Raw genomic sequence first — 14,158 nt, 5'->3', positions numbered from 1 at the left:
AAAAGTGCGCCACTCTAGCACGAAGCGTTAATCAATTTTCTCGCCAAAAATACCGCTTCTGACGAGCGCCTTGCGGAAGGTCACGCTTTCCTAACGTAAATGTTAACGCACCACTCATTGCCGTATCGTATACCCGAACACCCGCCGCCTCGTAGCGTGCCAGTGTAGACGGATGTGGATGCCCGAAAGAATTGTACCGCCCACGAGAGAGCAATGCGGCACTGGGCGCAACTGCTGCAATAAAGGCGGCACTTGAAGAGCTACGACTGCCATGATGTGGTATTACCAGCCAATCGGCATGTATATCACGCCCAGAAGCTATGATTCGGCGCTCCGTCTGCTGATCGATATCACCTGTCAGAAACAAGCGCTCCCCACTAGCTTCGACCAAGAGCAGACAAGAAGCAGCGTTTCCCTTGGCGTCAGGAGCTGGCTGCCAGGTCGTGAACATAACCCCGTTCCAGAGCCAGCGCATATCATGGCATGACTGCGGCCCAAGTACAGGAGGGATACGTAAAGGCTCTCCACTAAGCACACGACCAACTGTCATTCCCTGCGCCACTGCAAGTGCGCCGCCTGCATGATCAGCATCTCCGTGACTGAGTATCATCATATCGAGCCGGCCAATCCCCATGGATTTGAGCGCAGGGACGACTACCCATTCACCCGTATCGAAATCACCTGATTTAGGCCCTGCATCGTAAAGCAACACATGATCTCGCGTCTGGACAAGCACTGAGAGCCCTTGGCCTATATCCAGCACGCGAATAGTGGCGACTCCAGGAGCCGGAAGGTAGAGAGGTGGCCAACAGAGCGGCGCCGCTAAAAACAATCCTAACCCACGAAGCGGGAAGCCTTCGGGCGCAAGCAGAACCAGCAATCCAAGCATGCCCATTACCAATGCCCAGACAGGCGCCTGGGTAGGCTGCCACGCCGGAGCAATCTCAGCGATCCAATGCAATACGATAAACAACAGATGCAACGCTCCGCCAGCCAAGGACAGACAGAGCATTCCTAGAGAAGGTAGCACTAGCAAAAGTAGCGCTCCGCCCAGGGCCGCCGGTACGACCAACAGATCCACCCAAGGCACTGCAATGAGGTTAGCCAGAGGCCCAGTGATACTAATGGGCAGCCCTAGTGCCATAAGTAAAGGGGCCAGTCCTACAGCCATCATCCATTGGGCGCGCCCCCAGGTTCGCCATGGACTCCAAGTGCCCAACCGACCACCGAAGATCCAGATCAGCATCCCTACAGCCGCAAAAGACAGCCAGAACCCTGGTAGTAAACTGACTAACGGATCGAAGGCTAAGACAACTGCCAGTGCAATGCTGACCGGCGTCCATATATTGAGATGGCGAAAACGCAGACGCCATAACATCACCAGACCGATCATGACGCATGCTCGTCTGACGGGGACATCAAATCCAGCTAGCACGCCATAACTCAGCGCTACGCTCAAGGACAAGACACAAGCCAAAGGTAGCCAAGGCAAGCGACTCGGCCAGCAACCAAGTCGGGCCAATAGGGCCACGCCTGCAAATATAAAACCGGCCAGCAAAGTGATGTGCTGGCCTGAGATCACCATAAGATGGGTCGTACCAGTATCACGAAGCAACTGCCAATCACGGGTAGAAAGCCCCGAGCCATCGCCTAGGATCAGCGCCGAAAGGCCACCATTGCGACCGTACGCATCCACTTCGAGAAGACGATGTCGCAACCGGTCTCGCCAAGCATCCAGGCTTTGCTGCCCTGCTATCCGCTGTCCTGCCTTGACCGAGCCAGTTGCACCGATACGATGGGCCAGTAACCAAGCCTCAGTGTCCGAGCCTTGAAAATTGACTACCCCATAAGGCTTTTTCAGCTCAACCGCCAAACGCCAGCGCTCCCCTGCCTTTACTTCAGGCGCGTGGCGCCATGACACTCGAATCAATGAAGGTAACTCACCCCGACGACTGGTCGCTTTCTCGACAAGGAACCGTGTTGAATCCTGCCGCTTTTCAGGCAGGCCACTTACACGGCCCTCAATCCAAAGCGTACGACCATCAAACGTCTCGACCAAACGATCATCAAGAGCATACTGGGCAGCGGTACAGGCCCAGCATAAGCCCAACAAGAAGCTTCCTACTGGATAAGCTCGAGTCAGTAACAGAGCTGCACTCAGTAGAGCTATTGCGACCAATAACTCGCCAGGAGGCAACGTTGGTAAAAATCGCAGGACCAATAGCCCTACCATGAAAGCGATCATCCCTGAACGCATGACCTCGTTCCTTGAAGTCAACCTTTGATAAGCAGCTGAAGTCTCTCAGCCAAGATATTTAACTTTTGATTAGTCGTTCATCGAATAACTCAAGCCCTGGCAGAATCCTACCTATCATGCAGCTCCTTCGGCATAGCCTTCATTTATTGGTAATAACGCTACGCTCAATCATAACGCAACGCTTCAGCCGGCTCCGTCTGTGAGGCCCGCCAAGCGGGATAGAGCGTAGCCAAAAAGCTCATGCATAGGGCAGCCGAACAGATCAGTATTACATCCTCAACCTGTAAGTCTGAGGGCAGGTTGCTGATAAAGTACATATCGGAGCCGAATAATTTATGGCCAGCCAGCGCTTCCAACGCAGAGATCCATGTACTGATATTAAGGGCAGAAATTACTCCTAGTACAGTGCCTACAGCAGTACCTACAACGCCAATCACAGTTCCCTGAACCATGAATACGAACATAATCTGGCGAGGCGTAGCTCCCAGAGTACGCAAGATTGCGATATCAGCTTTCTTATCGGCCACTACCATGATCAACGTAGCGATGATATTGAAGGCGGCCACCGCCACGATCAGCAAAAGTAGCAACCCGATCATAGTCTTTTCCATCCGCATGGCCTGGAACAAGCTGCCTTGAGTACTGGTCCAGTCCTGTGCTCGGTATCCGTTGCCCAGCGCCTGAGCGACCTGATGTGAGTATTCCGGTGCCTTGAAGAGATCGTCTACTGCCAGGCGGACACTTTGGACAAGGTTAGGCTCCCACCCCTTGAGGAGTGCGGCATCAGCAACATTGATTAGGCCCAGCGAGCCATCCAGCTCCGCTCCCACCTTGAAGATACCGACGATGGTGAAACGCCGCATACGAGGTGTAATGCTGCCAGCAGCAGAGGTTACCTCAGGCACGATCAGCGTAACCTTGTCACCTATGTCGATCTGAAAGCGATGGGCAGTGATCTCACCAATGATCATTCCAAGTTCACCGGCTTTTAAATCGTCAAGGCTTCCACGTACCATCCGGTCACCGATAATAGAGACGCTCCGCTCCAACTGAGGGTCCACACCATCTACTAGAATCGGCTGCATACGCCCCCGCTGCGAGAGCATGCCCTGTAAAGGTGTATAGGGTACGGCTGCCAGGACATGAGGCTGAGCTATAGCTTTGGCAGCAACACTTTTCCAATCCGAAAACGGCCGCTCAGCGCTCAAGGTGGCATGCGGAACCATACCTAGAATGCGCGTACGCATCTCGTGTTGGAAACCGTTCATGACAGATAACACGAGAATCATGGCCAGCACACCTAAGGCCAGACCAATCATGGAAACCAAAGAGAAAAAAGAAATGAACGACTTGCGTCGTTTGGCCCGCGTGTAACGCAGCCCAATGAAAAGGGATAGAGGTCTGAACATAACGCCCGATACCGCTCGGTAAAATGAAAACGTCCGACTAAGCCGGAACTAGGTGTCCTTCTTCCAGGCGCAGCGTACGATCCATCTGCCCAGCTAACGCAGGATCGTGCGTGACAACCAAGAAAGCCGTACGTAGCGATGTGGACAGCTCTAACATTAACTGTTGGATACCATGCGCCGTATGCTGGTCCAGGTTGCCTGTAGGCTCATCCAACAACACTAGCTTCGGCTCGTTTACCAACGCCCGTGCAATAGCCACCCGTTGCCGTTCACCGCCTGATAACTCAGCAGGCTTATGATGCAAGCGATGGCCTAGCCCTACCCGCTCTAACAATGTCGTAGCGCGACGCCGTGCCTCGGGAATGGCCATTTTCCCAATTAAAAGAGGCATGCACACGTTTTCCAAAGCTGTGAACTCTGGAAGCAGATGATGGAATTGATAGACGAACCCCATTGCGCGGTTGCGTAGAAGGCCTCGAGCCCGCTCATTCAGGGCTGATAATTCCTCACCGGCCAGCCAGACACTGCCTTCGCTAGGCGTATCGAGCCCACCTAACAAATTCAGTAACGTGGTCTTGCCCGATCCAGAGCTGCCTACGATCGATACTCGCTCGCCAGGACGCAGATCGAGCTCTACATTTTTGAGCACTTCCACTGTCTGCGGACCCTCTTCGTAGCGCTTACCTAAATTCAGGCAGCGCAGGACGGATTGTTCATTCATAACGCAACGCCTCGGCAGGCTGGGTGCGAGCCGCACTCCAGGATGGATACAAGGTAGCCAGGAAACTCAGCAGCAACGAGGCGCCACAGACCAGAATCACATCATGGATCTGAAGTTGTGAGGGCAGGTAGCTGATGAAATACACTTGTGCATTAAGAAAATGATGCCCGGTCGCCTGCTCGAACCAAGCGATAAGACCACTGATATTAAGCGCAGCAACGATCCCTAATACACATCCCAATAACGTTCCGATCACACCAATAACAGTGCCTTGAACCATAAAGATCCACATGATCTGCCAGGGCGTTGCACCCAGCGTACGCAGAATGGCAATGTCAGAAGTCTTATCGGTAACGACCATTACCAGTGTTGAAATAATATTAAAAGCCGCTACGGCCACAATCAGCAAAAGCAGCAGACCGATCATGGTTTTTTCCATTCCTATGGCTTGATAAAGATTGCCATGGCTACGGGTCCAGTCTCGTGCATAGTAATCATTGCCAGAAAGGGTCTGGACGATTTCCCAAGCTACCTGAGGCGCCTGGAAGAGATCATCCAATTTCAAACGGACCCCCTGCACCTGATTAGGCTGCCACCGTTGCAAACGTGCGGCATCCTCTACATGGATGAGTCCGACTGAACCGTCCAACTCTCCTGCTCCTACACTGAAAATACCAACAACAGTAAACCGCTTCATGCGTGGAAACATGCCAGCTGGTGTGACGGCTACTTCAGGAGCGATGTAGGTTACCTTGTCACCTATTTTGACCCCGAGCTTTTCAGCAGCCAGCGTTCCGATGATGACGCCAAACTGACCTGGCTTTAGCGCATTAAGGTTACCTTCGCGCATAAAGTCACCAATAATCGAGACTTTGCGCTCTTCAACCGGATCAATAGCATTCAGCAGAACGGTTTGTACTGCTTTTTCCTGAATCAACATCCCCTGCAGTTGAGTAAAAGGCGCTGTAGCTGTCACATGAGGATTTTTCATGGCTCGATCAGCCACAGCGTGCCAATCGTCTATAGGCTGATAAGACTCAACAGTAGCATGCGGCACCATACCCAGAACTCGGGTCCGCATTTCATGATCGAAGCCATTCATAACAGAAAGTACGACGATCATGACCAAGACGCCTAAAGCCAGCCCAATCATGGAAGTTAGCGAAATGAACGATACGAAATGGTTTCGTCGCTTGGCACGCACATAGCGCATACCGATATAAATAGGAAATGGTCTAAACATATCCAGACTTAAGCAGGAATGAGACGTAGACGAGTCGCGTGATATTTATCAAGGTCAGACCAGCTCTTTTGGGAGCGTGTGTACCTGAGTAATGGACGCACGTCTGTATGTTGTACACCCTGACCGAGGACCCACACTGCATACATCGCCTTCGCATTGCGCTCATGTACGCCTAGCAAGGCCTTGCAAGCAAGGATTACACTCAGCCTTTCGATCATCGCTGTGGGTTTATCATGACCACCTCTGACGCGGATGAACGCCGCGAATACTATCGCATCACTGACTCCATCGCACTGGAAATCACCCTGCTGGATGGATCTGCATCTGATGCAGTACCTAATGCCTCGCCTTTGTTCGACTTGTTGAGCGAAATGCATCTGCTCGAATTTGAATCGCAGCACCTGCTGCGTAATCTAAACGAGCGTGATCGTCCCGTTGCAGCCTGCCTCAAACTATTCAGCAAGCGGCTTGATTTGCTAGGCCAGGCTTTGACCTGGAATTTGACGCATGAAATAGGAGAGGCTCAAACCGTCGTACTATCGGAGGGAGGCCTTAGCTTTACCCATCAGACGTCCTTTCCCCTAGGTAGCCTGCTGGGATTACGTATGATTCTTATGCCTCAAGGGCTGGGCCTGCAACTCACGGCTGAAGTGATTCACTGCCAAGAAAGCACTAAAGGTAAATATGAGATTGGCACTCGCTTTCCTGATATCAGTGACTCCCAGCGTCAACTTCTGGCTCGCCATATCATCAAAAAACAAGCCCATGATCGGCGTACGCTCAGAGCACAGCCTGGAGAGCTCTGATCCATGAAGCTCACTCAAATCATCGTGTTCATGGCAGCGATGCCCATCGCCACGATAATGGCTGAAACAATTAGCATTCCTATTAGTCAACAAGGCGACCAACGCATCGTCTTGCCTCGCCCCGGTGAAAGTCAGAGCGCCGTGCTAGAGCGCTTTGGGCTGCCTGACGAAGAACACCCTGCCGTTGGTAACCCACCTATTACACGCTGGGATTATCGAACATTCAGTGTTTATTTCGAAAACAAACACGTCATTAATTCAGTACGCGACCATCACTCCTCTATACGCAGAGACACTCCATGACCCTTATCTATGGTCACCGCGGCGCCAGAGGCGAAGCGCCGGAAAATACACTGGTCAGTTTCGAACAATGTTTAAAGGACGGTGTTAAACGCTGCGAACTGGACCTCCATCTTTCAAGTGATGGAGAGCTAATAGTCATTCATGATCCTACGCTAAAACGCACTACTGGCCGGCGTGGCAAAGTAGCTGAGCTGCCTGCTCAGACCCTTACGCAGTACGATGCCCGCCTAAGTAACCCATCATGGCCGCACCCCTGCCCGATTCCTCTTCTATCTCAGCTGTTCGAACAATGCGACTTCGAACACTGGCAGCTAGAGGTCAAAAGCGCCTCACGTGTTCGATCCGCGAGGATAGTCAAAGCAATTAATGAGTTGACCCAACGCTTCAACTTAGTTGATCGCATTACGGTTACATCCAGCTCGCGAGAAGTCCTTCGTGCCCTCCAGCGCGATACTCCCCATCTTTCACGCGGTCTAGTGGCAGAATACGCCTGGCTTGACCCACTCAAAGTTGCAGCCAACTACGGCTGCAACCTACTGGCTCTTAACTGGACCTTGTGTACACCGGAGCGCTTACTCAAGGCGCAGCGCCAAGGGCTGCATGTATCGGTCTGGACGGTCAACGAGCCGGCTTTAATGCGCCGACTCGCTGATTTTGGTGCAGATAGTTTGATTACGGACTTTCCAGGCTTAGCCATGGATACTTTGCATAATCAATGATGACCGGTGAGCTGAACGGTTAGAACAACCGGTTCAGCCCATCGAAAGCAGCAACGCGATAGGCTTCTGCCATAGTGGGATAGTTAAACGTGGTATTGATGAAGTATTTAATGTTATTAGCTTCGCCTTTCTGATTCATAATGGCTTGGCCAATGTGCAAGATTTCCGAAGCTTGGTCACCAAAACAGTGCACTCCCAATACTTCCAGCGTTTCTCGGTGGAACAAAATTTTAAGCATCCCCACCGGCTCGCCTGAAATCTGTGCCCGCGCCATACTCTTGAAGAACGCCTTGCCTACCTCATAAGGTATCCTAGCCTGAGTCAAGTCACGCTCGTTCTTGCCAAGCGAGCTAATCTCCGGAATGGTATAAATTCCTGTTGGGATATCGTCCACATAGCGAGCAGAGTCATCGCCAATCAGATTACCGGCAGCAGAACGCCCTTGGTCAAAAGCAGCACTAGCCAGACTTGGCCAGCCAATTACATCTCCAGCAGCCAGAATGTTTGAACAGGCGGTTCGGTAGTTTTCATCTACCGTAATCTGGCCACGACTATTGACCTCAATGCCTACGTTCTCCAAGGCCAACTGGTCAGTATTACCGGTACGGCCATTACACCAGAGCAGCGCGTCGGCTCGTAATTTCTTGCCAGACTTCAAATGCAAGACGACACCATGCTCCATTCCTTCAATCCGCTCATATTCTTCGTTATGGCGAATCAAAACGTTATTGGTACGTAGGTGATAGCTCAAGGCATCTGAGATTTCGTCGTCCAAGAAGCTCAACAGTTGGTCACGGGTATCGATCAGGTCGACCAAAACGCCTAATCCACTAAAGATAGACGCATACTCACAACCAATCACACCTGCACCATAAATGATCAATCGGCGCGGGGTGTGGCTTAAGGTTAGAATCGTATCGCTGTCATAAACCCGCGGATGAGTGAAATCGACATCGTTAGGACGGTATGGACGCGACCCCGTTGCAATCACTATTTGCTTACCAACCAATCGCTCGGTTCCCCCATTGGGATTCACGACGTGAATGGTGTGCTCGTCGACGAAACTGGCCGTACCGAAGTAAACGTCGACCCGATTACGTGCAAAATAGGATGTATGCGAGTTGACCTGCTTCCCAATAACACGCTCAGCGCTTTTCAATACATCGGGAAAAGAGAACCAGCGTGGCTCTCCTATGGTGCGGAACATCGGGTTGTTATTGAAATGAATAATCTGCTTGACCGAGTTACGCAGCGCCTTTGACGGAATGGTACCGAGGTGGATGCAGTTACCCCCGATAACCTGGCGATTATCCACGACCGCGACCTTACGGCCGTGCTTGGCTGCATTGATTGCAGCCCCCTCGCCTGCCGGGCCCGAGCCCAGCACCACTACGTCATAGTTATAGACAGCCATGGTTACTCCTCAAGAAAACGGACCGATCGCCGCATAAGCGTCGAATGATCATCGCTCATTCGGGATAAACTATTGAAAGCGATGATCTTATATAGAGTACACCTATCTACTTGCCGCGACCTTTCGTCACACCAGAAAATCTTTTCATTCCGTGGCAACAAATAAAAATGGGAGCCTAGGCTCCCATTTTTATTCAGATAGTTTAAACGGCTGGGAAGGCCGGCGGATTGACACCCGCCATCTCCTCCAGAACACGTACTACCTGGCAGCTGTACCCGAATTCGTTATCGTACCAGACATACAGAACGACACGATTATCGCTACAAATCGTAGCGCCAGCATCGACCACTCCTGCATGGCGCGAGCCGACAAAGTCACTAGACACCACTTCCGGCGAATATACGAAATCGATCTGCTTATGAAGATCTGAATGCAGGGCCATACGACGCAGATAGTCATTGATCTCATCCTTGGTCGTACCCTTTTCCAAATTTAGGTTAAGAATAGCCATGGAGACGTTGGGCGTTGGAACCCGGATCGCGTTACCGGTCAGCTTGCCAGCCAACTCCGGAAGCGCTTTGGCAACTGCTTTGGCCGCACCAGTTTCGGTAATCACCATATTCAGTGGAGCGCTACGACCACGCCGGTCGCCTTTGTGGAAGTTGTCGATCAGGTTCTGGTCATTGGTAAATGAATGAACTGTCTCAACATGGCCGTTGACGATACCGTACTTGTCATTGACAGCTTTCAAGACCGGTACAATAGCATTGGTCGTGCAGGACGCTGCGGTAACGATAGTATCTTCAGCTGTAATCGTGTTGTGATTGATGCCGTGCACGATGTTTTTGAGCGAGCCTTTACCTGGGGCGGTTAGGACGACACGCGCTGCACCTGGGCATTTTAGGTGCTGACTTAAACCTTCAGCATCACGCCACTTGCCTGTATTGTCTACGATAATCGCATCTTTAATACCGTACTGGGTGTAATCCACCGTAGTCGGATCGTTAGAGTAGATCACTTGAATCAAGGTACCGTTGGCACAAATAGTGTTGTTGGCCTCGTCTACAGTAATCGTACCGTCGAAAGAACCATGAACGGAGTCACGGCGCAGTAGACTTGCGCGCTTGATCAGATCGTTCTCAGCCCCCTTACGCACAACGATAGCGCGCAAGCGCAAGCCATCGCCGCCGCCCGAGTGTTCTATCATGATCCGGGCCAGCAAACGGCCAATACGGCCGAACCCATAGAGGACAACATCCGTGCCCTTACGTTTTTCGGTGCCTTGTTTGCCTACAACGGTAGCCAGCTCTTCCCGAAGGAAGTCTTTTAGATCACGCCCTGCAGCAGCCTGCTTGAACTTCAAGCTCAGACGCGCCAAATCAATAGAGGCAGCGCCCAATTCAAGCTCCAACAGCGCTTTCAGCAACGGGTAGGTATCGTGCACAGACAGTTCGACATCATCGATCTGACGGGCAAAGCGATGCGCCTTGAGAATGGCGATCACGGAACGATTAACCAAACCACGTCCATAAATGGAGGTCACAACATTATTATTACGATAGAGCTGACCGATCAGAGGAATCATAGCCTCAGCAATTGCCTCTCGATCGATCCATTCACCAAGACACTGGTCGGGCTTCTGACTCACGGTGATACCTTCCATATGTAGGAGCTGAAAAAAGGAACTACATTATGACCGCACCTGCCTAAACGGGCAATCTTCGCGCGTCGTTGCACTGACAGCGAGACACACTGATCGTTACAATCCCTACTCAGATATTTTTTTAACGGAGCCTTACCCGCGTGCCCGTTTTGCGTACTCCATCAACTCCCGATACCGCTGGACGCCAACACTGGGGAAATCTTCCCGGGGCCGCGCTAAGTCTAGCTATTGCCGAGGCCGCAAGTGCTGCGAGCCAACGCTTCACCGTATTATTAACGCCTGATAGCCAAGGTGCCGAACGACTCGAACAGGAACTGCGCTTCTTTGCACCTAACCTTCCAGTCTTGCATTTTCCCGATTGGGAGACGTTACCCTATGATGTCTTTTCGCCACACCAGGACATTATCTCTCAACGTGTAGCTACGCTTTATCGCCTGCCAGAGCTCAACCACGGTATTTTGGTAGTCCCCATCGCTACTGCCCTACATCGTATGGCACCCACGCGTTTCCTCCTCGGCAGCAGCCTGGTCCTGGACGTTGGGCAAAGCCTGGATGTAGAGGCCATGCGGGCACGCCTGGAGGCGGCGGGCTACCGCTATGTTGATACCGTTTACGAACGTGGCGAATTCACTATACGAGGAGCTTTGATCGACCTGTTTCCGATGGGCAGCAGCCTGCCTTATCGAATCGATCTGTTTGATAACGAAATCGAAACCCTACGCACCTTCGATCCGGAAACCCAGCGCTCCATTGATAAGGTCGAGTCGATCCGCCTTCTCCCGGCACGTGAATTTCCGTTGCACAAAGAAGCAGTAAGCGGTTTTCGAGCACGCTTCCGTGAGCGTTTCGATGTTGATTATCGCCGCAGCCCCCTTTATCAGGATCTTACCAGCGGCTTAACACCCGCAGGTATCGAATACTATCTGCCCTTGTTCTTTGACGAGACTTCGACTCTTTTCGACTACTTGCCACAGAATGCGCAGGTCTTTTCACTGCCCGGTATTGAGCAAGCGTCAGAGTATTTCTGGACCGATGTACGCACCCGCTATGAAGATCGCCGGGTCGACCCTGAGCGTCCTTTACTCCCTCCTGCTGAAGTATTTGTTCCGGTAGAGGAATGCTTTGCCCGTCTAAAGCAATGGCCACGGATTACCATTAGCCATGAAGACATTGAGTCTGGCGTAGGCCGCGAACGCTTTTCGGCTCGCCCCCTACCCGACCTGGCAATTGAAGCCAAAGCCAATCAACCACTGGCTGCACTTCAGCAGTTTCTCACCGACTTTAATGGACGCGTCTTATTCACAGCCGAATCGGCAGGACGCCGTGAGGTTCTGCTAGAACTCTTGGCGCGCATCAACCTACGCCCTGATACGGTCGAGAGCTGGGAAGACTTCTATACCAGCAACGAGCGCTTCAGCATTACCATCGCCCCGTTGGATGAAGGCTTGCTGCTTGAAAATCCAGCCGTTGCGCTGATTGCCGAAAGCCCTCTGTTCGGCCAACGGATCATGCAGCGCCGACGTCGCGAGAAAAGAAGCGAACACGGCGATAACGTCATCAAGAACCTGACCGAGCTACGTGAAGGTGCTCCGGTCGTACATATCGATCATGGAGTTGGTCGTTATATGGGGCTGGTGACGCTAGAGCTTGAAGGACAGGCTCAGGAGTTTCTGCTACTCGAATACGCTGATGAAGCCAAACTCTATGTTCCGGTAGCTAACTTACACCTGATCGCACGATATTCCGGTACGGATGATGCTCTGGCACCGCTGCATAAACTAGGCTCAGAAGCCTGGCAGAAGGCTAAGCGCAAAGCGGCTGAGCAGGTGCGTGATGTAGCTGCCGAACTGCTGGATATCTACGCACGTCGAGCGGCACGGGAAGGCTTTGCCTTCAATGACCCCAAGCTCGATTACGAAACGTTCGCAGCGGGCTTTCCATTCGAGGAAACACCCGACCAGCAAGCAGCTATCGATGCGGTCATCAAGGACATGCTCACAGGCAAGCCCATGGACCGCCTGGTATGTGGCGACGTCGGCTTCGGCAAGACCGAAGTCGCGATGCGTGCAGCCTTCGTAGCGGTGCACAGCGGCAAACAGGTAGCCGTTCTTGTGCCTACAACATTGCTTGCCCAGCAACACTACAATAGCTTCCGAGACCGTTTCGCTGACTGGCCTGTGCGTGTAGAAGTCATGTCCCGCTTCAAGTCAGCCAAGGAAATCGACGCAGCTGCACAAGAGCTGGCGGATGGCAAGATCGACATTATCATCGGGACGCACAAGCTGTTGCAGGATGATGTCAAGTTCAAGAGCCTGGGCTTGGTCATCATCGACGAGGAGCATCGTTTCGGCGTGCGCCAGAAGGAACGTCTCAAAGCACTACGCAGCGAAGTCGATATTCTCACCCTGACGGCAACACCGATTCCGCGGACATTGAACATGGCCGTAGCCGGTATGCGTGACCTGTCTATTATCGCTACTCCCCCTGCAAGACGCCTTTCCGTACGCACGTTCGTAATGGAACAACAGAACGCTGTCATTAAAGAGGCCTTGCTGCGTGAGCTGCTGCGCGGCGGACAGGTCTATTACCTGCACAATGAGGTCAAGACCATTGAGAAATGCGTACGCGACCTGGCCGAACTGGTACCAGAAGCACGTATAGGTATTGGCCATGGCCAAATGCGCGAGCGGGAACTGGAGCAGGTGATGAGTGATTTCTACCATAAGCGCTTTAATGTACTTGTTGCTTCAACCATCATCGAGACCGGGATTGATGTCCCTAGCGCTAATACAATCATCATCGAACGTGCCGACAAGTTCGGCTTGGCCCAGCTTCATCAGTTACGCGGGCGAGTTGGCCGTAGCCATCACCAGGCCTATGCCTACTTGCTTACTCCACCGCGCAAAGCCATGACCCCTGACGCTGAAAAACGCCTGGAGGCTATTGCAAGCGCGCAGGATTTGGGAGCTGGCTTTATTCTGGCCACGCACGATTTGGAGATCCGCGGAGCAGGTGAGTTGCTGGGAGAAGGTCAGAGCGGCCAGATACAAGCCGTTGGCTTTACTCTTTATATGGAAATGCTGGAGCGGGCCGTCAAGGCGATTCGCAAGGGCGAGCAACCTAATCTCGAGCAACCATTAGGAGGCGGCCCAGACATTAATCTACGGGTACCCGCCTTGATTCCCGAAGATTATTTACCTGATGTGCATACCCGCTTGATTCTATACAAACGTATCGCCTCGGCAGCCGATGAAGATGCGCTGAAAGAACTGCAAGTGGAAATGATCGACCGGTTCGGTCTTTTACCTAATGCCGTCAAGAATCTGGTACGCCTGACGCTAATGAAGATCAAGGCAGAGATTCTAGGTATAAAAAAAGTCGACGCTGGCCCTCAAGGTGGACGTATCGAATTCGGCTCCGATACAAAAGTCGATCCGCTGGTGTTGGTAAAAATGATTCAAAGCCAGCCCAATAAATATCGTCTGGAAGGCGCGACGCTTTTCAAGTTCCAGGTGCCCATGGAACGGCCAGAGGATCGCTTCAACATTATCGAAGCCCTGTTCGAACGCCTCGCTCCAGAAGGCACATGAGATTGTATCCGGCGACTCTTGACCGAGTCGCCG

Annotated in this window: 10 protein-coding genes; 4 read left to right on the top strand and 6 right to left on the bottom strand. The window is 52.3% G+C overall.

The annotated features are described in order from the left end of the window. Positions 1-31 precede the first annotated feature (31 nt). The 4 genes from IQ22_RS12810 to IQ22_RS12795 all read right to left on the bottom strand — a co-directional run bounded on the left by IQ22_RS12810 (position 32) and on the right by IQ22_RS12795 (position 5,630). Entirely contained in the window at positions 32-2,257 is a 2,226-nt protein-coding gene (locus IQ22_RS12810; RefSeq protein ID WP_244309130.1) for a DNA internalization-related competence protein ComEC/Rec2, read from the bottom strand. A gap of 164 nt (positions 2,258-2,421) precedes the next feature. Continuing rightward, the gene (locus tag IQ22_RS12805) at positions 2,422-3,666 is read right to left on the bottom strand and encodes a lipoprotein-releasing ABC transporter permease subunit (protein WP_145142397.1); all 1,245 of its coding nucleotides are present in this window, start codon (positions 3,664-3,666) and stop codon (positions 2,422-2,424) included. A 37-nt stretch (positions 3,667-3,703) separates the two neighbouring features. Next, complete coding sequence (gene lolD, locus IQ22_RS12800; protein WP_145142395.1) at positions 3,704-4,387, bottom strand: lipoprotein-releasing ABC transporter ATP-binding protein LolD; 684 nt, start codon at positions 4,385-4,387, stop codon at positions 3,704-3,706. Beyond that, the gene (locus tag IQ22_RS12795) at positions 4,380-5,630 is read right to left on the bottom strand and encodes a lipoprotein-releasing ABC transporter permease subunit (protein ID WP_145142393.1); all 1,251 of its coding nucleotides are present in this window, start codon (positions 5,628-5,630) and stop codon (positions 4,380-4,382) included. Before IQ22_RS12795 ends, lolD begins: the two co-directional genes overlap by 8 nt. Positions 5,631-5,863: 233 nt before the next feature. On the opposite strand from IQ22_RS12795, the gene IQ22_RS12790 reads away from it, so the two are divergent. Genes IQ22_RS12790 through IQ22_RS12780 form a run of 3 tightly spaced genes read left to right on the top strand, consistent with a single transcriptional unit; the run spans position 5,864 to position 7,458 of the window. After that, positions 5,864-6,436 (top strand): PilZ domain-containing protein, encoded by a 573-nt coding sequence (locus IQ22_RS12790; RefSeq protein WP_145142390.1) that lies wholly within the window; start codon positions 5,864-5,866, stop codon positions 6,434-6,436. Positions 6,437-6,439: 3 nt separating this feature from the next. After that, positions 6,440-6,739: a phosphodiesterase gene (locus IQ22_RS12785; RefSeq protein ID WP_244309128.1), complete on the top strand. Its 300-nt coding sequence runs from the start codon at positions 6,440-6,442 to the stop codon at positions 6,737-6,739. Beyond that, on the top strand, positions 6,736-7,458 hold the full coding sequence (locus tag IQ22_RS12780) for a glycerophosphodiester phosphodiesterase (RefSeq protein ID WP_145142388.1): 723 nt from the start codon (positions 6,736-6,738) through the stop codon (positions 7,456-7,458). Before IQ22_RS12785 ends, IQ22_RS12780 begins: the two co-directional genes overlap by 4 nt. 19 nt (positions 7,459-7,477) lie before the next feature. Here the strand turns inward: IQ22_RS12780 and sthA are convergent, their stop codons facing one another. Both sthA and IQ22_RS12770 read right to left on the bottom strand, forming a co-directional pair. Beyond that, the gene (gene sthA, locus IQ22_RS12775) at positions 7,478-8,872 is read right to left on the bottom strand and encodes a Si-specific NAD(P)(+) transhydrogenase (protein ID WP_145142386.1); all 1,395 of its coding nucleotides are present in this window, start codon (positions 8,870-8,872) and stop codon (positions 7,478-7,480) included. Positions 8,873-9,074: 202 nt separating this feature from the next. After that, the gene (locus tag IQ22_RS12770) at positions 9,075-10,520 is read right to left on the bottom strand and encodes a glyceraldehyde-3-phosphate dehydrogenase (protein WP_425298863.1); all 1,446 of its coding nucleotides are present in this window, start codon (positions 10,518-10,520) and stop codon (positions 9,075-9,077) included. A gap of 155 nt (positions 10,521-10,675) precedes the next feature. On the opposite strand from IQ22_RS12770, the gene mfd reads away from it, so the two are divergent. Next, entirely contained in the window at positions 10,676-14,125 is a 3,450-nt protein-coding gene (mfd, locus tag IQ22_RS12765; protein ID WP_145142382.1) for a transcription-repair coupling factor, read from the top strand. Positions 14,126-14,158: the final 33 nt, after the last annotated feature.

This window comes from Pseudomonas duriflava, assembly GCF_007830155.1.
In the GTDB taxonomy this organism is placed as follows: Bacteria; Pseudomonadota; Gammaproteobacteria; order Pseudomonadales; family Pseudomonadaceae; genus Chryseomonas; species Chryseomonas duriflava.
This window is presented reverse-complemented; position numbering and strand designations above follow the sequence as displayed.

Bases quoted from the DNA above. Each gene is read 5' to 3' on its own strand.
- IQ22_RS12810 (WP_244309130.1), bottom strand. From the start codon at position 2,257: ATGCGTTCAGGGATGATCGCTTTCATGGTAGGGCTATTGGTCCTGCGA.
- IQ22_RS12805 (WP_145142397.1), bottom strand. From the start codon at position 3,666: ATGTTCAGACCTCTATCCCTTTTCATTGGGCTGCGTTACACGCGGGCC.
- lolD (WP_145142395.1), bottom strand. From the start codon at position 4,387: ATGAATGAACAATCCGTCCTGCGCTGCCTGAATTTAGGTAAGCGCTAC.
- IQ22_RS12795 (WP_145142393.1), bottom strand. From the start codon at position 5,630: ATGTTTAGACCATTTCCTATTTATATCGGTATGCGCTATGTGCGTGCC.
- IQ22_RS12790 (WP_145142390.1), top strand. From the start codon at position 5,864: ATGACCACCTCTGACGCGGATGAACGCCGCGAATACTATCGCATCACT.
- IQ22_RS12785 (WP_244309128.1), top strand. From the start codon at position 6,440: ATGAAGCTCACTCAAATCATCGTGTTCATGGCAGCGATGCCCATCGCC.
- IQ22_RS12780 (WP_145142388.1), top strand. From the start codon at position 6,736: ATGACCCTTATCTATGGTCACCGCGGCGCCAGAGGCGAAGCGCCGGAA.
- sthA (WP_145142386.1), bottom strand. From the start codon at position 8,872: ATGGCTGTCTATAACTATGACGTAGTGGTGCTGGGCTCGGGCCCGGCA.